This is a genomic window from Streptosporangium minutum, from assembly GCF_002149035.1.
Taxonomy (GTDB): domain Bacteria; phylum Actinomycetota; class Actinomycetes; order Streptosporangiales; family Streptosporangiaceae; genus Streptosporangium; species Streptosporangium minutum.
This window is the reverse complement of the sequence record NZ_NGFP01000211.1, coordinates 1-16,542: the sequence shown is the minus strand read 5'-3', so window position 1 is coordinate 16,542 and position 16,542 is coordinate 1. Positions and strand designations below refer to the sequence as shown.

General features: G+C 66.0%; 28 protein-coding genes. All 28 read right to left on the bottom strand.

Annotated features, from left to right (window positions below; genetic code table 11):
* Window positions 1–256: 256 nt before the first annotated feature.
* The 28 genes from CA984_RS33320 to tuf all read right to left on the bottom strand — a co-directional run bounded on the left by CA984_RS33320 (window position 257) and on the right by tuf (window position 16,433).
* The gene (locus tag CA984_RS33320; RefSeq protein ID WP_086577415.1) at window positions 257–742 is read right to left on the bottom strand and encodes a hypothetical protein; all 486 of its coding nucleotides are present in this window, start codon (window positions 740–742) and stop codon (window positions 257–259) included.
* A gap of 168 nt (window positions 743–910) precedes the next feature.
* Window positions 911–1,372 carry a hypothetical protein gene (locus tag CA984_RS33315; protein WP_086577414.1) on the bottom strand — a complete coding sequence of 154 codons (462 nt, stop codon included), beginning with the start codon at window positions 1,370–1,372 and terminating at the stop codon, window positions 911–913.
* A 106-nt stretch (window positions 1,373–1,478) separates the two neighbouring features.
* Window positions 1,479–1,913, bottom strand: coding sequence for a DUF1707 SHOCT-like domain-containing protein (locus CA984_RS33310; protein ID WP_242676312.1), 435 nt, complete (start codon window positions 1,911–1,913; stop codon window positions 1,479–1,481).
* Window positions 1,914–1,966: 53 nt separating this feature from the next.
* Complete coding sequence (gene map / locus CA984_RS33305; protein WP_031171171.1) at window positions 1,967–2,785, bottom strand: type I methionyl aminopeptidase; 819 nt, start codon at window positions 2,783–2,785, stop codon at window positions 1,967–1,969.
* Window positions 2,786–2,903: 118 nt separating this feature from the next.
* Entirely contained in the window at window positions 2,904–3,554 is a 651-nt protein-coding gene (locus CA984_RS33300; protein ID WP_012887852.1) for an adenylate kinase, read from the bottom strand.
* Entirely contained in the window at window positions 3,554–4,870 is a 1,317-nt protein-coding gene (gene secY / locus CA984_RS33295) for a preprotein translocase subunit SecY (RefSeq protein WP_086577413.1), read from the bottom strand. Before secY ends, CA984_RS33300 begins: the two co-directional genes overlap by 1 nt.
* 210 nt (window positions 4,871–5,080) lie before the next feature.
* A complete protein-coding gene (gene rplO, locus CA984_RS33290; RefSeq protein ID WP_031171167.1) occupies window positions 5,081–5,536 on the bottom strand; it encodes a 50S ribosomal protein L15 in 456 nt (151 codons plus the stop codon).
* Window positions 5,537–5,538: 2 nt separating this feature from the next.
* Window positions 5,539–5,721 carry a 50S ribosomal protein L30 gene (rpmD, locus tag CA984_RS33285; RefSeq protein WP_012887849.1) on the bottom strand — a complete coding sequence of 61 codons (183 nt, stop codon included), beginning with the start codon at window positions 5,719–5,721 and terminating at the stop codon, window positions 5,539–5,541.
* A gap of 3 nt (window positions 5,722–5,724) precedes the next feature.
* A complete protein-coding gene (rpsE, locus tag CA984_RS33280; protein WP_012887848.1) occupies window positions 5,725–6,357 on the bottom strand; it encodes a 30S ribosomal protein S5 in 633 nt (210 codons plus the stop codon).
* 40 nt (window positions 6,358–6,397) lie between these two features.
* Complete coding sequence (gene rplR, locus CA984_RS33275) at window positions 6,398–6,781, bottom strand: 50S ribosomal protein L18 (protein WP_012887847.1); 384 nt, start codon at window positions 6,779–6,781, stop codon at window positions 6,398–6,400.
* Between the two features lie 2 nt (window positions 6,782–6,783).
* Window positions 6,784–7,326 carry a 50S ribosomal protein L6 gene (gene rplF, locus CA984_RS33270; protein WP_012887846.1) on the bottom strand — a complete coding sequence of 181 codons (543 nt, stop codon included), beginning with the start codon at window positions 7,324–7,326 and terminating at the stop codon, window positions 6,784–6,786.
* Between the two features lie 17 nt (window positions 7,327–7,343).
* Window positions 7,344–7,742, bottom strand: coding sequence for a 30S ribosomal protein S8 (rpsH, locus tag CA984_RS33265; protein ID WP_012887845.1), 399 nt, complete (start codon window positions 7,740–7,742; stop codon window positions 7,344–7,346).
* 145 nt (window positions 7,743–7,887) lie between these two features.
* Window positions 7,888–8,073, bottom strand: coding sequence for a type Z 30S ribosomal protein S14 (locus CA984_RS33260; RefSeq protein ID WP_012887844.1), 186 nt, complete (start codon window positions 8,071–8,073; stop codon window positions 7,888–7,890).
* A 2-nt stretch (window positions 8,074–8,075) separates the two neighbouring features.
* Entirely contained in the window at window positions 8,076–8,660 is a 585-nt protein-coding gene (gene rplE / locus CA984_RS33255; RefSeq protein ID WP_012887843.1) for a 50S ribosomal protein L5, read from the bottom strand.
* Window positions 8,660–8,965: a 50S ribosomal protein L24 gene (gene rplX / locus CA984_RS33250; protein WP_031171164.1), complete on the bottom strand. Its 306-nt coding sequence runs from the start codon at window positions 8,963–8,965 to the stop codon at window positions 8,660–8,662. Before rplX ends, rplE begins: the two co-directional genes overlap by 1 nt.
* Window positions 8,965–9,333, bottom strand: coding sequence for a 50S ribosomal protein L14 (rplN, locus tag CA984_RS33245; protein ID WP_012887841.1), 369 nt, complete (start codon window positions 9,331–9,333; stop codon window positions 8,965–8,967). Before rplN ends, rplX begins: the two co-directional genes overlap by 1 nt.
* 260 nt (window positions 9,334–9,593) lie before the next feature.
* Entirely contained in the window at window positions 9,594–9,875 is a 282-nt protein-coding gene (gene rpsQ, locus CA984_RS33240; protein ID WP_012887840.1) for a 30S ribosomal protein S17, read from the bottom strand.
* Window positions 9,868–10,104, bottom strand: a complete 237-nt coding sequence (gene rpmC / locus CA984_RS33235) for a 50S ribosomal protein L29 (RefSeq protein ID WP_012887839.1) — start codon at window positions 10,102–10,104, stop codon at window positions 9,868–9,870. Before rpmC ends, rpsQ begins: the two co-directional genes overlap by 8 nt.
* On the bottom strand, window positions 10,104–10,523 hold the full coding sequence (rplP, locus tag CA984_RS33230) for a 50S ribosomal protein L16 (protein WP_012887838.1): 420 nt from the start codon (window positions 10,521–10,523) through the stop codon (window positions 10,104–10,106). The genes rpmC and rplP overlap by 1 nt, the downstream gene beginning before the upstream one ends.
* A gap of 2 nt (window positions 10,524–10,525) precedes the next feature.
* Complete coding sequence (rpsC, locus tag CA984_RS33225) at window positions 10,526–11,389, bottom strand: 30S ribosomal protein S3 (RefSeq protein WP_086577412.1); 864 nt, start codon at window positions 11,387–11,389, stop codon at window positions 10,526–10,528.
* The gene (gene rplV / locus CA984_RS33220) at window positions 11,389–11,742 is read right to left on the bottom strand and encodes a 50S ribosomal protein L22 (protein WP_012887836.1); all 354 of its coding nucleotides are present in this window, start codon (window positions 11,740–11,742) and stop codon (window positions 11,389–11,391) included. The genes rpsC and rplV overlap by 1 nt, the downstream gene beginning before the upstream one ends.
* Window positions 11,743–11,774: 32 nt before the next feature.
* Complete coding sequence (rpsS, locus tag CA984_RS33215) at window positions 11,775–12,053, bottom strand: 30S ribosomal protein S19 (protein WP_012887835.1); 279 nt, start codon at window positions 12,051–12,053, stop codon at window positions 11,775–11,777.
* Window positions 12,054–12,064: 11 nt separating this feature from the next.
* Window positions 12,065–12,901 (bottom strand): 50S ribosomal protein L2, encoded by an 837-nt coding sequence (rplB, locus tag CA984_RS33210; RefSeq protein ID WP_012887834.1) that lies wholly within the window; start codon window positions 12,899–12,901, stop codon window positions 12,065–12,067.
* A gap of 92 nt (window positions 12,902–12,993) precedes the next feature.
* Window positions 12,994–13,296, bottom strand: coding sequence for a 50S ribosomal protein L23 (rplW, locus tag CA984_RS33205; protein ID WP_031171162.1), 303 nt, complete (start codon window positions 13,294–13,296; stop codon window positions 12,994–12,996).
* Window positions 13,296–13,943, bottom strand: a complete 648-nt coding sequence (gene rplD / locus CA984_RS33200; RefSeq protein ID WP_031171160.1) for a 50S ribosomal protein L4 — start codon at window positions 13,941–13,943, stop codon at window positions 13,296–13,298. The genes rplW and rplD overlap by 1 nt, the downstream gene beginning before the upstream one ends.
* Window positions 13,940–14,593: a 50S ribosomal protein L3 gene (gene rplC, locus CA984_RS33195; RefSeq protein ID WP_012887831.1), complete on the bottom strand. Its 654-nt coding sequence runs from the start codon at window positions 14,591–14,593 to the stop codon at window positions 13,940–13,942. The genes rplD and rplC overlap by 4 nt, the downstream gene beginning before the upstream one ends.
* A gap of 14 nt (window positions 14,594–14,607) precedes the next feature.
* Window positions 14,608–14,916 (bottom strand): 30S ribosomal protein S10, encoded by a 309-nt coding sequence (gene rpsJ / locus CA984_RS33190; protein WP_012887830.1) that lies wholly within the window; start codon window positions 14,914–14,916, stop codon window positions 14,608–14,610.
* A 323-nt stretch (window positions 14,917–15,239) separates the two neighbouring features.
* Window positions 15,240–16,433, bottom strand: coding sequence for an elongation factor Tu (gene tuf / locus CA984_RS33185; protein WP_012887829.1), 1,194 nt, complete (start codon window positions 16,431–16,433; stop codon window positions 15,240–15,242).
* Between the last annotated feature and the right edge of the window lie 109 nt (window positions 16,434–16,542).

The following is a 16,542-nucleotide window of genomic DNA, read 5'->3' as shown; positions in this document are numbered from 1 at the left end:
GAAGAAGGTGCGCCGCAAGGAAAAGAAGAACGTCGCTCACGGGCACGCCCACCCGGACGGCGCACCCACCGGAGTGGCCACCGGCACGGTCACCGGCCGCCCGCGCCCGCCCTCCGGTACGGCGACGCCGCACCCCGCCGCGAGCGCGACGAACGTGAGGCCCAGAAGGACGCGGACGGAACAGCCGGGTCCGTGCCCGTCCGGAACGCCGCCCCGCCGATGGGCGGCATGAAAGGTCCCGGACGGACACGGAGGTCTAGTGATCGGTTCGCTTGCCGCGCCCGCGCGCCAGCGCGAAGCTCGCGCCCAGCGCCGTCACGACCGCGATCAGCGACCCGAAGAGCCAGGCGGTACGCGCGGTGTGGTCGGCGACGGTCATCGCGAGCCCGCCGCCGCCGGTGTCCGGACCGCTGGTCGGGTGGGCGTCGCCCACGACGAAGGTGCCGTTGTACGGCCCGCCCTGGACGCAGCGGACGGTGATGGCGTAGGTGCCGGGCGCGGCGTGGGGGCTGATCCTCGCGCTGCCCTGCATCGCGCGGGCGTGATGGACGAGCCGCGCGGCGGTGGCGCGGAACGCCGCCGAGTAGGCGGTCGCCGGAGTGCCGCACCGGCCGGCGGAGATGCTGACCGTCTGTCCCGGCCGGACGGTCGACGGCGTGACCTCCACATCCCCGGCGCCGGTCATGCCACCCGCGAACATGAGGGCCGCCATGCTTCCCAGCACGACTTTGGCCGTCGTCACAGGGTCTCGCCCGAGGCCCATCACCCACCCCCACCTCACGGCCTGACCGGACAACGATCACCTACCCGGTCATGTCCAGGACAACTGCCACGGGTGGTAAAGCTCTGACACAACGCGAAAAACCCTCCGATGACCATGATCATCGGAGGGTCCGCCTGACCGAACGCCCTAGAAGGCGTCCCCCCAGCCGCCGCAGTCGTCGAAGCGGTTGTCGCCCTCGCAGACGCGGATCTTGAAGTCGTCGAAGCCACGGCTCTTCTTGAAGCCGCCGAACTTGTCGAAGTGCCGGCCTTTGAAGGTCTTGTAGTACTTCACGTGGCTGCCGGAGTTGTCATGCCACTTGAACCAGACGTAGCTGTACTCGCGGTCGCGGTCCCGGTCGACCAGGTCGCCGAAGAACCAGTAGCGACCGCCGTCCTTGTACCAGTAGCCCTTGAAGTAGGAGCGATGGCCGAAGCTCTCGCCACCGCCGAACGTCGAGTAGTACGGGCCGAAGAAGTGCTTCTGGGGGCTCTGGGCCTGCTGGGCGCCGGCCGTTGCGGTGGCGGCCTGGGCCGGGGCCACGGCGAGGCCGGCGGCGAGCGAACCGGCGAGAGCGGCGCCGACGAGAAGGGTGCGGGCCTTCTTCATGTCTTCCTCCTGAGACGGGGTCCTGCTGTTCGGACACCGCTCACGTTAGGAAGATTCGACCCGGGCTTCTGTGAAGGAATGCACACTCGACGCCGGGCGTGGACTATTACCGGTTCCGCTTGTCGCCCAGTCCGGCGAAGAAGGTGGTGACCAGCAACACCGCACCCCACGGCCCCATCACCCACAGCGGCCAGGGGTAGGGGAAGTCGAAACCGTCCGTCACCCCGAGGATGAGCCAGATCGCCCAGTTGATGCCGCTGGCCGTCCCCCAGGTGGCCCACATCGCCGTCAGTCCCCGCCGCTGGGCCTGACGGACGTCGCGGGCCTCGCGGCGCTCCGGGTGGCGATCGGGGACCGCGGGGAGCCGGCCCAGGTCGACGTCGGGGAGGTCGGAGGTGAGCGTGGCGAGCTCGCCGTACGTCTTGCTCGTGTAGAGGCGCTCCAGCCGCTCGTCGAACTCCTCGACGGTGAGCCGGCCCTGCGCGTAGTGCTCCCGCAGGACCGAGGCGACCTTGTCCCGGTCTCCGTCCGATGCCCGCATCTCCGGTCCAGCCGCCATCATCGACCACATCCGCTCACCGGCGGGCGCCGTACTCAGCCCGCGTCTCCCAACAGGTCGGCAAGCCGCTCCTCACCCCCGTCAAGGGCGGTCAGTACCCAAGGTCCATTATGGGTCACCGCGACGCTGTGCTCGAAGTGCGCGGAGGCCTTGCCGTCGACGGTGACGACGGTCCAGTCGTCGGACAGCACCTTGGTCCGGTCGGTGCCGAGATTCACCATCGGCTCGACGGCGAAGCACATGCCCGGCTCGAAGCGCGGCCCCCGGCCGGGCTTGCCGTGGTTGGCGACCCACGGGTCCATGTGCATCTCGGTGCCGATGCCGTGCCCGCCGTACTCCTGGGGGATGCCGTAGCGGCCCTGGGAACGGACGTACTTCTCCACCTCGTGGCCGATGTCGGACAGGTGACGGCCCACGGTGAGCGCGGCGATGCCCCGCCACATGGCCTCCTCGGTCACCCGCATCAGCTCGGTCAGCTTGGGGTCCACCTCGCCGACGGGAACGGTGATGGCCGAGTCCCCGTGCCAGCCGTCCAGGATGGCGCCGCAGTCGATGGAGATGACGTCGCCCTCCCGCAGCGCGCGCCGGCTGCCGGGGATGCCGTGGACGACCTCGTCGTTCACCGACGCGCAGATCGACGCCGGGAAACCCTGGTAGCCCTTGAAGGAGGGGATCGCCCCCTCGTCCCGGATCGCCTTCTCCGCGATCACATCGAGGTCCAGCGGCGTCATCCCGGGCTGGACGCTCTCGCGGAGCAGCTTCAGCGTCCGGCCGACCACCAGCCCCGCCGCCCGCATCTTCTCCAGCTGCTCAGGCGTCTTTACCTGAATTCCATGCTTGTTCTTTTTGAACACGTGCACACCCCCTGGGGTGGTTCAACGGGCAATCCGGGAGCCCAATTCCCCCGATTGTGCCCTAAACGACAGCACGCCACCCATGGGAGCCCATGGATGGCGTGCTGGGTGAATGTCGCTAGCCCGCGAAGGGGCGCAGGGCCTCCATCGCGCGCTGGGTGACCTCTTCCACCGGGCCGGTCGCGTCCACCCCGACCAGGATGCCCTCGTCGGCGTAGAAGGAGACCAGCGGAGCGGTCTGCTCCTGGTAGACCTCCAGGCGGTGCCGGACGGTCTGCTCCTTGTCGTCGTCCCGCTGGTAGAGCCGTCCACCGCAGGCGTCGCAGATGTCGTCCTTCTTGTCGTCGAAGTCGACGTGCCAGATGCGGCCGCACTGGCTGCAGGTACGGCGGCCGGCCAGCCGGCGCACGACCTCCTCGTCGTCGACCACGAGCTCCAGGACGATGTCCAGTCCGGCGCCGAACTCCTCGAGCATCTTCTTCAGGATCTCGGCCTGGGGCACGTTCCTGGGGAAGCCGTCGAGCAGGAAGCCGTCCTGCGCGTCGCTCTCTGAGAGACGGTCGCGGACCATCGCGATGGTGACCTCGTCGGGCACGAGGTCGCCGCGGTCCATGTATTCCTTGGCAAGCTTGCCGAGCTCCGTGCCGCCCGAGACGTTGGCACGGAAAATGTCACCTGTCGAGATCTTCGGGATGGACAGGTTCGATGCAACGAACTGGGCCTGTGTCCCCTTACCCGCTCCGGGGGGCCCTACCAGGACGAGACGCACTATTTCAGGAAGCCTTCGTAGTTGCGCTGCTGAAGCTGGCTCTCGATCTGCTTCACGGTGTCAAGGCCGACACCAACCATGATCAGAATGCTCGTCCCTCCGAACGGGAAGTTCTGACTCGCGCCGACGAGCGCCAGTGCGATGATCGGCACCATGGAGATCAGGCCCAGATAGAGCGCACCGGGAGCAGTGAGTCGCGTGAGCACGTAGTTCAAGTACTCAGCCGTCGGCCGGCCCGGGCGGATACCCGGGATGAACCCACCGTACTTCTTCATGTTGTCAGCGACTTCAACGGGGTTGAAGGTAATGGACACGTAGAAGTAAGTGAAGAAGACGATCAGCAGGAAGAAAGTGATCATGTAGGCCGGGGTGTCACCCGTGACCATGTTCTGCTGGATCCACTGGACGACCGCGTTCGGCTCCTCCTGGGAGTTGCTGAACAGCGTCGTGACCAGCTGCGGAAGGTAGAGCAGCGAGGAGGCGAAGATGACCGGGATGATGCCCGCCTGGTTCACCTTCAACGGGATGTAGGTCGAGGTCCCGCCGTACATCCGGCGGCCCACCATCCGCTTGGCGTACTGCACCGGGATCCGGCGCTGGGCCTGCTCGACCATGACCACCAGGGCGATCATCGCGATACCGGTCACGATCACCACGGCGAAGACGAAGGCGCCCTTCTGGCGGCCGATGTTCAGCAGCTCGGACGGGAAGACCGCGATGACCTGGGTGAAGATCAGGATGGACATGCCGTTGCCGACGCCGCGGTCGGTGACGAGCTCACCCAGCCACATGATGACGGCCGTACCGGCGGTCATCGTCAGCACCATCGTGATGATGGCGAAGACGTTGTCCTTGTCCAGCAGGATGTCCTCACGGCACTGCGGGAACAGCTGCCCGGTGCGCGCGAGGGCGATGAAGGCGGTCGACTGGAGGATCGCCAGGCCGATCGTCAGGTAACGCGTATACTGTGTGATCTTGGTCTGGCCGGCCTGCCCCTCCTTCTTGAGGGCTTCCAGGCGCGGGATCACCACCACCAGAAGCTGAAGGATGATGCTCGCGGTGATGTACGGCATGATGCCGAGCGCGAACACCGACAGCTTCAGCAAGGCGCCACCGCTGAACAGCTGCACCATGCCGTAGATGTTGCCGGCATCGCCGGCCTGTGCCTGCTGGAGGCATCGGGCGATGTTTTCGTTGTTGACACCCGGAGTCGGAAGAACCGAGCCGAGCCGGAACAGCGCGATGATGCCCAGTGTGAAGAGCAACTTATTGCGCAGGTCCGGCGTACGGAACGCTCGGGTAAACGCGGTCAGCACGGTCCCTCCTGCGCGCCTGAAAGGCGAGGTCGGTCAGCGATGGTTCGGGGGTGGTCCATCTTTGCTATCTCAAGTCAGCGAGCCGGCGGAAATGAGTTGAGGCCCACTATCCAGCGAACTCTAACGCACTACGGGCGCGGGGGCCCATAATGAGCCCCCGCGCCGCGTGATTATGCCCGCGGCTCCGAGACAGAGCCATCGGCATTATGCCTACAGCTCCGAGACAGAGCCACCGGCTGCGGTGATCTTCTCCTTGGCGCTGGCGGAGAAGGCGTGCGCCTGCACGTTCAACGCCACGGAGATGTCGCCGGTTCCCAGAACCTTCACGAGCTGCCTCTTGCGGACCGCGCCCTTGGCGACCAGCGTCTCGACGGTGACGTCGCCACCCTCGGGGAACAGCTCGCTGAGCTTGTCCAGGTTGACGACCTGGTAGGTCGTCTTGAACAGGGCGTTGGAGAAGCCCTTCATCTTGGGCAGACGGCGCTGGAGCGGAACCTGGCCACCCTCGAAACCGAGAGGAACCTTGTTCCGCGCCCTCGTACCCTTGGTGCCACGACCGGCGGTCTTGCCCTTGGACGCCTCGCCGCGGCCCTTGCGGACCTTCGACTTGTTGGCGCCGGGAGCCGGACGCAGGTGGTGGAGACGGAGCGGAGTGTTGTCTGCCATGTCTAGTCGACCTCTTCCACGGTGACGAGGTGCGTCACCACGGTGACCATGCCGCGGATCTCCGGCCGGTCCTCCTTGACGACGACATCGCCGATTCGCTTCAGACCGAGGGAACGCAGCGAGTCACGCTGGTTCTGCTTGCCACCGATCTTCGAGCGGACCTGAGTGATCTTCAGGCGTGCCATTGGCTAGCTCACCGCCTTAGCAGCCGCTGCCTCCGCGATGCCCTCGGCGCGAGCCTTGAGCATGGCCTTGGGGGCGACGTCCTCGATCGGCAGGCCACGGCGGGCCGCGATCTCCTCGGGGCGGCTGAGGCCCTTCAGAGCGGCCACGGTGGCGTGCACGATGTTGATCGGGTTGTCCGAGCCGAGCGACTTGGACAGCACGTCGTGAATGCCGGCGCACTCCAGCACGGCGCGCACCGGGCCACCGGCGATGACGCCGGTACCGGGCGAGGCCGGACGGAGGAAGACGACACCGGCGGCCTCTTCACCCTGCACGATGTGCGGGATGGTGCCCTGGATACGGGGCACCCTGAAGAAGTGCTTCTTGGCCTCTTCGACACCCTTGGCGATGGCCGCGGGCACTTCCTTGGCCTTGCCGTAGCCGACGCCGACCATGCCGTTGCCGTCACCGACGATGACGAGGGCGGTGAAGCTGAAGCGACGACCGCCCTTCACGACCTTGGCCACTCGGTTGATCTTTACGACGCGCTCGATGTACGAGACGCCCTTGTCAGCGTTGCCACCGCGGCGATCGTCACGACGACCGTCACGCCGCTCGCCACCGGCGGCGCCACCGCGACGCGGAGCTCCAGCCATCAGTGGTTCCTCTTCTCGTTGCTCTTGTTAGAACGGGCCATCAGAACTCCAGCCCGCCTTCGCGGGCGCTGTCCGCGAGGGCCGCGATGCGACCCGCGTAGCGGTTTCCGCCACGGTCGAACACGACCGCGGTGATCCCGGCAGCCTTGGCCCGCTGAGCGAGAAGCTCGCCGACCTGCTTCGCCTTGTCGGTCTTCGCGCCGGAGTCCGCGCGCAGGGAGGACTCCATGGTGGAGGCGCTCACCAGCGTGTGGCCCTGGGCGTCGTCGACGATCTGCACGAACAGGTGTCGCGTGGAACGGTTGACGACCAGGCGCGGACGCGCGGCCGTACCGACCACCTTCTTGCGGACTCGGCCGTGGCGGCGGGCCCGCGAGACGGCGCGGGCGGCCGTGTGCTTGCCGAACGCAGTCTTGCCAGCCATGCCTACTTACCAGCCTTTCCGACCTTGCGGCGGATAACCTCGCCCTGGTAACGCACACCCTTGCCCTTGTACGGGTCGGGCTTGCGCAACTTGCGGATGTTCGCGGCGATCTCGCCGACCTTCTGCTTGTCGATGCCGTCCACGTGGAACAGGGTCGGCTTCTCTACGCGGAAGGAGACACCCTCGGGGGCGTCGACGATCACCGGGTGGCTGAAGCCGAGAGCGAACTCGAGCTGAGTCGGGCTCTTGGCCTGAACGCGGTAACCGACGCCCACGATCTCCAGGGTCTTGGAGTAACCCTGAGTCACACCGGTCACCATGTTGGCGATCAGCGTGCGGGACAGTCCGTGCAGCGCACGGACCTTGTTCTCGTCGTTGGGACGAGAGACGGTAACGGTGCCGTCGTCGCCCTTGGCGACGTCGATCGGCTCCGCGACCTTGTGAGAGAGCGTGCCCTTGGGGCCCTTGACCGTGACATCCCGGCCGTCGATGGCGACGTCCACGCCGTTCGGTACAGGGATGGGCAGCCGTCCGATACGTGACATGCTGTGATTTCTCCCTTCTACCAAACGAAGGCGAGGACTTCCCCGCCCACTCCACGCTTGCCGGCCTGCTTGTCGGTCATGAGGCCACCGGACGTCGAGATGATCGCGACGCCCAGTCCGCCCAGGACCCGAGGCAGGTTGTCCTTCTTTGCATAGACCCGCAGGCCGGGCTTGGAAACCCGGCGCAGGCCCGCGAGCGACCGCTCACGGCTCGGCCCGAACTTGAGCTCCACCACGAGGTTCTTTCCGACCTTGGCGTCCTCGACGCTCCAGGCCTGAATGTAACCCTCCTGCTGGAGGATCTCGGCGATGTGCGCCTTGATCTTCGAGTACGGCATCGCCACGGTGTCGTGGTACGCCGAGTTCGCGTTTCGCAGACGCGTAAGCATGTCTGCGATCGGGTCGGTCATCGTCATGGCCGGTGGCCTTCCTCACCGCGGTTTCCACAAGGGACCTTCGGTGCGGTCATGGGCGCTTGAGGCAGCGCCCGGTGAATACGAACTTCTATGTACGGCTGGGAGCCCGCGCGAGCCTGTGGCGTCCACAGGACCGCGCGGCCGGCTACCAGCTGGACTTGGTGATGCCAGGCAGCTCGCCCCGGTGCGCCATCTCGCGGAAGCAGATGCGGCACAGGCCGAACTTCCTGTAGACAGCGCGGGGACGACCACAGCGCGAGCACCGAGTGTACGCCCGGACCTCGAACTTGGCCTTGCGAGCAGCCTTGACCTTGAGCGACGTCTTCGCCATGATCAGGCCTCCTTGAAGGGGAAACCGAGGAGCTTGAGCAGCGCCCGGCCCTGGTCGTCGGTCTTCGCGGTGGTCACGACCGTGATGTCCATACCACGCTGACGGTCGACCTTGTCCTGGTCGATCTCGTGGAACATGACCTGCTCGGTGAGACCGAAGGTGTAGTTGCCGTTGCCGTCGAACTGCTTGGGCGACAGGCCGCGGAAGTCACGGATACGCGGCAGCGCCAGCGACAGCAGCCGGTCCAGGAACTCCCACATGCGGTCGCCGCGCAGCGTGACGTGCGCGCCGATCGGCATGCCCTCACGCAGCTTGAACTGGGCGATGGACTTGCGGGCCCGGACGACCGCCGGCTTCTGACCGGTGATCACGGTGAGGTCACGGACGGCGCCGTCGATGAGCTTCGAGTCGCGCGCGGCCTCGCCGACACCCATGTTCACCTTGATCTTGGTGATCGTGGGCACCAGCATGATGTTCTCGAACCCGAACTCCTCGTGCAGCTTCGCGATGATCTCTTCGCGGTAGCGCTGCTTGAGGCGCGGGAGCTGCCGCTCGGTCGCGACGGACTCAGTGGTGTTCGCGGTCATCAGTTGTCCTCACCCGACTCGTCAGAGGCGGCCTTGGCCGACTCCTTCTTGGCAGGCTTCTCGTCATCCTTGAGCTTCTTGACGTTGCTCACGTGGATGGGAGCCTCCATGGTCTGCACGCCGCCGGTCTTGGCGCCACGCGGGCCCTGGTTGGTCTCCTTGGAGTGCTTCTTGATCATGTTGACGCCTTCGACCACCACGCGCTCCTCGCGCGGGTGGGCGGCGAGCACACGACCCTTGGCACCCTTGTCCTTACCGGCGATGACCTGAACCAGGTCACCCTTCTTCACGTGGAGCTTCGGCATTACAACACCTCCGGCGCGAGCGAGATGATGCGCATGAACTTCTTGTCACGCAGCTCACGTCCGACGGGGCCGAAGATACGCGTGCCACGAGGGTCACCGCTGTCCTTGATGATGACGGCGGCGTTCTCGTCGAAGCGGATGTAGGAGCCGTCGGGCCGGCGGCGCTCCTTGACAGTCCGGACGATGACGGCCTTGACCACATCGCCCTTCTTCACGGTGCCGCCAGGAATGGCGTCCTTGACCGTGGCGACGATGATGTCGCCGATTCCCGCGTAGCGCCGACCCGAGCCACCGAGCACACGAATGCAAAGGACTTCCTTCGCACCCGTGTTGTCGGCGACCTTGAGTCGCGACTCCTGCTGGATCACTTGTACTCCTGTTTGTCTCGCTGGTTCTCACCCGCGGTGAGCCTTGCGGAACCTGATGTGGTCTTGTTCCCCCGGCGACAGTTCCGACTGGCCGAGTCCGCCTCCCCCAGCACCCTCGCGGTACGGCTTGCGCCTTCCCGCCGTGCCAGGCTCGGCATTCTCGCCCACGAGCCGCCGCCGCAGGCGGAGCGAAGATCAACCTCGCCCCCTTGGACACCAGCATGGGGGGTGACTGCGTCACCCCCCACGAGGCGCGTTTCTTACTTGGCCTTCTCGAGAATCTCGATGACCCGCCAGCGCTTGCTGGCGGACAGCGGCCGGGTCTCCATCAGGAGGACGCGGTCGCCGACGCCACAGGCGTTGGCCTCGTCGTGCGCCTTGTACTTGGTCGTCCGACGGATGACCTTGCCGTACAAGGGGTGCTTCACGCGGTCCTCGACAGCGACGACGACAGTCTTGTCCATCTTGTCGCTGACGACCAGACCCTCACGGGTCTTGCGGTAGTTCCGCGTCTCGGTTGTGCTCTCAGCTGTCTCAGCCATCGATCGACTCCTTCTCAACCGTAACAATGCCGAGCTCCCGCTCGCGCATCACGGTGTAGATACGGGCGATCTCGCGGCGGACGGCACGCAGCCGCCCGTGGCTCTCCAACTGGCCGGTCGCGGCCTGGAAGCGGAGGTTGAACAGCTCCTCCTTGGCTTCCTTCAGCTTCTGGACCAGGGTGTCCTGGTCCTCCACCCGCAGCTCACCGGCGGTCAGGCCCTTAGCCATCACGCCTCACCCACTTCACGCTTAACGAACCGGCACTTCATCGGGAGCTTGTGCATCGCACGACGCAGGGCTTCGCGAGCCACCGGCTCAGCGACACCCGACAGCTCGAACATGACGCGACCGGGCTTGACGTTGGCGATCCACCACTCCGGCGAACCCTTACCGGAACCCATGCGGGTCTCGGCCGGCTTCTTGGTGAGGGGACGGTCCGGGTAGATGTTGATCCAGACCTTGCCGCCACGCTTGATGTGACGAGTCATGGCGATACGAGCCGACTCGATCTGGCGGTTGGTCACATAGGAGTGCTCAAGCGCCTGAATGCCGAACTCGCCGAACACGACCCTGGTGCCACCCTTGGCGGCGCCGTGACGGTCGGGCCGGTGCTGCTTGCGGTGCTTGACCCTGCGCGGGATCAGCATGGTCAGCTCCCTTCAGCACCCGGCTGCGCAGCCGGGCCGGTCTCGGGGGCAGCCTGCGAGGCCGCCTCAGTCCTGGGTGCGCGGTCGCCACGAGCGGCTCCGCCACGACGGGGACGGTCGCCACCGGCGCCGCCGCCACGACGGGGACGGTCGCCACCGGCGCCGCCACCGCGACGGTCGTCGCGGTCCCGACGCTGGCCCGCACGAGCGCCGGCGGCAGCCGCCTCACGCTCGGCGCGGCTGGTCGGGGCCTCACCCTTGTAGATCCACACCTTCACGCCGATGCGGCCGAAGGTGGTACGGGCCTCGTAGAGGCCGTAGTCGATGTCCGCACGGAGGGTGTGCAGGGGCACGCGGCCCTCGCGGTAGAACTCCGAACGGGACATCTCAGCGCCGCCCAGACGGCCGGAGCACTGCACCCGGATGCCCTTGGCGCCGCTCTTCATGGCCGACTGCATCGCCTTGCGCATGGCCCGACGGAACGAGACACGGCTGGACAGCTGCTCGGCCACACCCTGAGCGACGAGCTGAGCGTCGATCTCGGGGTTCTTGACCTCGAGGATGTTCAGCTGGACCTGCTTCTTGGTCAGCTTCTCGAGGTCACCACGGATCCGGTCGGCCTCGGCGCCGCGGCGGCCGATGACGATGCCCGGACGGGCGGTGTGAATGTCGACCTGTACCCGGTCGGTGGTCCGCTCGATCTCCACCTTGGAGATGCCGGCCCGCTCCATGCCCTTCTTGAGCATGCGGCGGATCGCCACATCCTCGGCAACGTACGACTTGTAGAGCTTGTCGGCATACCACCGGCTCTTGAAGTCGGTCGTGATGCCGAGGCGGAACCCGTGCGGGTTAACCTTCTGACCCACTAGCGGGTCCTCCCCTTCGGCTCGCGGGACTCCACGATCACGGTGATGTGGCTCGTCCGCTTGTTGATCCGATAGGCACGACCCTGAGCGCGGGGACGGAACCGCTTCAGCGTCGGGCCCTCGTCGACCCACGCACGGCTCACGAAGAGCGTGTCGCGGTCGAGCTTGAAGTTGTGCTCCGCGTTGGCAATGGCGCTGGACAGCACCTTGTACACGGTCTCGCTCGCCGACTGGGGAGCGAACTGCAGCACGGCCTGCGCCTCCGAAGCGGGCAGCCCGCGAATGAGGTCCACCACACGGCGGGCCTTCATGGGCGTGTGGCGCGCGAACCGCACCTGAGCCCTGGCTTCCATCGCTTACTCCTCTTACCTTCTTCGACAGGCGCTTACCGCCGGCTGCGGCGGTCTTCCTTGACGTGGCTGCGGAACGTCCGCGTCGGCGCGAACTCACCGAGCTTGTGACCGATCATCGACTCGGTGACGAACACCGGGACGTGCTTGCGGCCGTCGTGAACGGCGATCGTGTGACCGAGCATGTCCGGCACGATCATGGAGCGCCGCGACCACGTCTTGATGACGTTCTTGGTGCCCTTCTCGTTCTGGACATCCACCTTCTTCTGAAGGTGGTCGTCCACGAAGGGACCCTTCTTAAGGCTACGTGGCATTTTGGCTGCTCCTACCGCTTCTTCCGCTTAGTCCGACGACGGATGATCAGCCGGTCGCTGGCCTTGTTCGCCGCACGAGTACGACCCTCGGGCTTGCCCTTGGGGTTGACGGGGTGACGACCACCGGAGGTCTTACCCTCACCACCGCCGTGCGGGTGGTCGACCGGGTTCATCGCGACACCGCGGACGGTGGGGCGCTTGCCCTTCCACCGCATACGGCCGGCCTTACCCCAGTTGATGTTGGCCTGCTCGGCGTTGCCGACCTGGCCGATGGAGGCCCGGCAGCGGACGTCGACCTGGCGCATTTCGCCGGAGGGCATACGCAGCGTGGCGTACTGGCCCTCCTTGGCGAGAAGCTGGATCTGCGCACCGGCGGACCGGCCCAGCTTGGCGCCGCCACCCGGACGGAGCTCCACCGCGTGGATGAAGGTACCGGTCGGGATGTTGCGCAGCGGGAGGCAGTTACCCGGCTTGATGTCGGCCGCGGGGCCGTTTTCAATCAGGTCGCCCTGCTTGAGGCCGGTCGGGCAGAGGATGTAGCGCTTCTCCCCGTCGGCGTAGTGCAGCAGAGCGATGCGGGACGTGCGGTTCGGGTCGTACTCGATGTGAGCGACCTTGGCCGGGATCCCGTCCTTGTCGTGGCGCCGGAAGTCGATGATCCGGTAAGCACGCTTGTGACCGCCACCCTGGTGGCGGGTGGTGACTCGGCCGTGGACGTTACGGCCACCCTTGCTGTGCAGGGGTGCAAGCAGCGACTTCTCGGGCGTGCTGCGCGTGATCTCGGAAAAGTCCGAGACGCTGGCGCCGCGGCGACCCGGGGTCGTCGGCTTGAGTTTACGGATGCCCATCTTTTTCGTTCATCCTTCGTCGGTTAATCCGGTCGAATGCCCCTCGCCTGTCGACGAGGGGCGTTCTACCTGTTACTTACTGAGCGAGCGGGTCAGCCGACCTGGCCGAAGATGTCGATCCGGTCTCCCTCGGCCAAGCTCACGATCGCGCGCTTGGTGCTGGGACGCTGCCCGTAACCGGCCTTGGTCCGCTTGCGCTTGCCCTGGCGGTTGATGGTGTTGACGCTGGCCACCTTGACGCCGAAGATCTGCTCAATGGCGATCTTGACCTGCGTCTTGTTGGCCGTCTTCCGCACCAGGAACGTGTACTTGTTGTGCTCGTCGATGAGGCCGTAGCTCTTCTCCGACACAACCGGCTTGATGATGATGTCGCGCGGGTCGGCGATCTTTTGCATCAGGCGTCTTCCTTCCCGCTCTTGCTCAGGCGGGTGACGACCTGGTCGTACGCCTCCTGAGTGAAAACGACGTCGTCGTAGCAGAGCACGTCGTAGGTGTTCAGCTGCCCGGCGTCCAGCAGGTGGACCTCGGGCGCGTTGCGCAGGCTCATCCAGGTGAGCTCGTCACCCTCGTCGACGACGACGAGGACGCTACGGGTCTGCGTGATCTTCCGCAGCGACTCGAGAGCCGCCTTGGTCTTCGGGGTCTCACCCTGGACCAGGGCGCTGACCACGTGAACGCGACCGCCGTTGGCCCGGTCGGAGAGGGCGCCACGCAGGGCGGCGGCCTTCATCTTCTTGGGGGTCTTCTGGGAGTAGTCCCGGGGAAGCGGTCCGTGGACGGTGCCACCGCCGGCGAACTGCGGAGCGCGGGTCGAACCCTGACGGGCGCGGCCGGTGCCCTTCTGGCGGTACGGCTTCTTGCCGCCACCGCTGACCTCACCGCGGGTCTTGGCCTTGTGGGTGCCCTGCCGGCGAGCGGCGAGCTGGGCCACGACGACCTGGTGGATCAGCGGGATGTTGACCTTGGCGTCGAAGATGTCGCCGGGCAGGTCGACGGTGCCGGTCTTCGCGCCGCTCACGTCGAGGACGTCAATGGTGCTCACTTGGCAGCCCCCTTCTTGGCAGCGGTACGGACGAGAACCAGGCTGCCGTTGGCGCCGGGGATCGCACCCTTGATCAGGATGAGGCCCTTCTCGGCGTCCACGGCGTGAACCTTGAGGCTCTGGACGGTGGTGCGGACGTTACCCATCCGACCGGCCATGCGCAGGCCCTTGAAGACGCGGCCCGGGGTGGCGCAGCCGCCGATGGAACCCGGCGAGCGGTGCTTGCGCTGGGTACCGTGCGAGGCGCTGAGGCCCTTGAAGCCGTGGCGCTTCATGACACCGGCGAAACCCTTGCCCTTGCTCTTGCCCGTCACGTCGACGAACTGGCCGGCCTCGAAGGTGTCGGCGGAGAGCTCCTGGCCCAGGGTGTAGTCGCCCGCGTCTTCGGTGCGGATCTCCGCGAAGTAGCGGCGCGGGGTGATGTCGTGCTTGCGCAGGTAGTCGCCGAGCGGCTTGTTGACCTTCCGCGGGTCGACCTGCCCGAAGCCGAGCTGTACGGCGGAGTAGCCGTCCTTCTCGGGGGTGCGGACGCGGGTCACGACGCACGGACCAGCCTCGACGACGGTCACCGGGACCATCCGGTTGTCCGCGTCGAAGACCTGGGTCATGCCGAGCTTCTTGCCCAGGACGCCCTTGATCTGCTTAGCCATGTCAGTGCGTTCCCTCAGAGCTTGATCGAGATGTCAACGCCGGCGGGGAGGTCGAGTCGCATGAGCGAGTCGACCGTCTTCGGCGTCGGGTCGATGATGTCAATCAGCCGCTTGTGCGTGCGCATCTCAAAGTGCTCGCGGCTGTCCTTGTACTTGTGCGGCGAGCGGATGACGCAGTACACGTTCTTCTCGGTCGGCAGCGGCACCGGGCCCGCGACCTTAGCGCCAGTCCTCGTCACCGTCTCGACGATCTTCTTGGCCGAGCTGTCGATGACCTCGTGGTCATAGGCCTTGAGCCGGATGCGGATCTTCTGTCCCGCCATAATGGCCTCGGTGTCCTTCGCTGTCGTCTGAAAAAGTTACGTGCGGCCTGTTGCCGCTGTATGAGGTCGAGTCCACCTCGTCCGGTGTCCTGCGGGCCCGTCTCCGGAATCCCGCCGTCACCGGCTCGGCTTCTTCTCCCAGCCCCACGTAGCAGACACTGTGGATCTGCGCTTTCTTCCGTGATCTGGCAGTTACTTCGGTCACTCCGTGGCCGAACCAACTGCGAGATCACGGTTCGTGGGGGTGCTGCCGGGGGCGCGAGCCCCCTCGTGGTGCGGCGGCCGGCCCTGTGTTGAGGGCCGACCGCCACTCCGCGATCGTACTACTTGATGATCTTGGTCACTCGACCCGCACCGACGGTGCGGCCACCCTCACGGATGGCGAACTTGAGACCGTCCTCCATCGCGATGGGCTGGATCAGCGAGACGCTCATCTCGGTGTTGTCACCGGGCATGACCATCTCGGTGCCCTCGGGCAGGTTAACAACACCGGTCACGTCAGTCGTACGGAAGTAGAACTGGGGACGGTAGTTGTTGAAGAACGGCGTGTGGCGGCCGCCCTCGTCCTTGGACAGGATGTAGACCTGAGCCTCGAACTCGGTGTGCGGGGTGGTCGTGCCCGGCTTGATGATGCACTGGCCGCGCTCGACGTCCTCACGCTTGATGCCGCGCAGGAGCAGACCGACGTTGTCGCCCGCCTGGCCCTCGTCGAGGAGCTTGCGGAACATCTCGACACCGGTGACCGTGGTGGTGGTCTTGGTGTCCTTGATGCCGATGATGTCGACGGTCTCGTTGACCTTGACGATGCCACGCTCGATACGGCCGGTGACGACGGTGCCGCGACCGGTGATCGAGAAGACGTCCTCGATCGGCATGAGGAACGGCTTGTCGGTCTCACGAGCCGGCTGCGGGACGTTCTCGTCCACAGCGGTCATGAGCTCGATGATGCTGTCGCCCCACTTCTCGTCGCCCTCAAGCGCCTTCAGCGCCGAGACGCGGACGACGGGCAGGTCGTCGCCGGGGAACTCCTGAGCCGAGAGAAGCTCGCGGACCTCGAGCTCGACGAGCTCCAGGATCTCCTCGTCGTCCACCATGTCGGCCTTGTTCAGGGCGACAACGATGTAGGGGACGCCGACCTGGCGGGCCAGGAGGACGTGCTCCTTGGTCTGCGGCATCGGGCCGTCGGTGGCGGCGACCACGAGGATCGCGCCGTCCATCTGAGCCGCACCGGTGATCATGTTCTTCACGTAGTCGGCGTGACCGGGGCAGTCCACGTGAGCGTAGTGGCGCTGCTCGGTCTGGTACTCGACGTGCGCGATGGAGATCGTGATACCACGAGCCTTCTCCTCGGGCGCCTTGTCGATCTTGTCGAACGGGGTCGCCTCGTTGAGGTTCGGGTAACGCTCGTGGAGCACCTTGGTGATCGCCGCGGTCAGAGTGGTCTTGCCGTGGTCGATGTGTCCAATGGTGCCGATGTTTACGTGCGGCTTGGTCCGCTCGAACTTGGCCTTGGCCACTGCTCTGTCTCCTTAGAGATTCTGACTTGACTTGCGTCTTCGTACTTGGGCTTGGGGAGGCCGGGCCTTTTCAGGACCGGCCGACGAGTGACTACCCGCCCCGCACCCC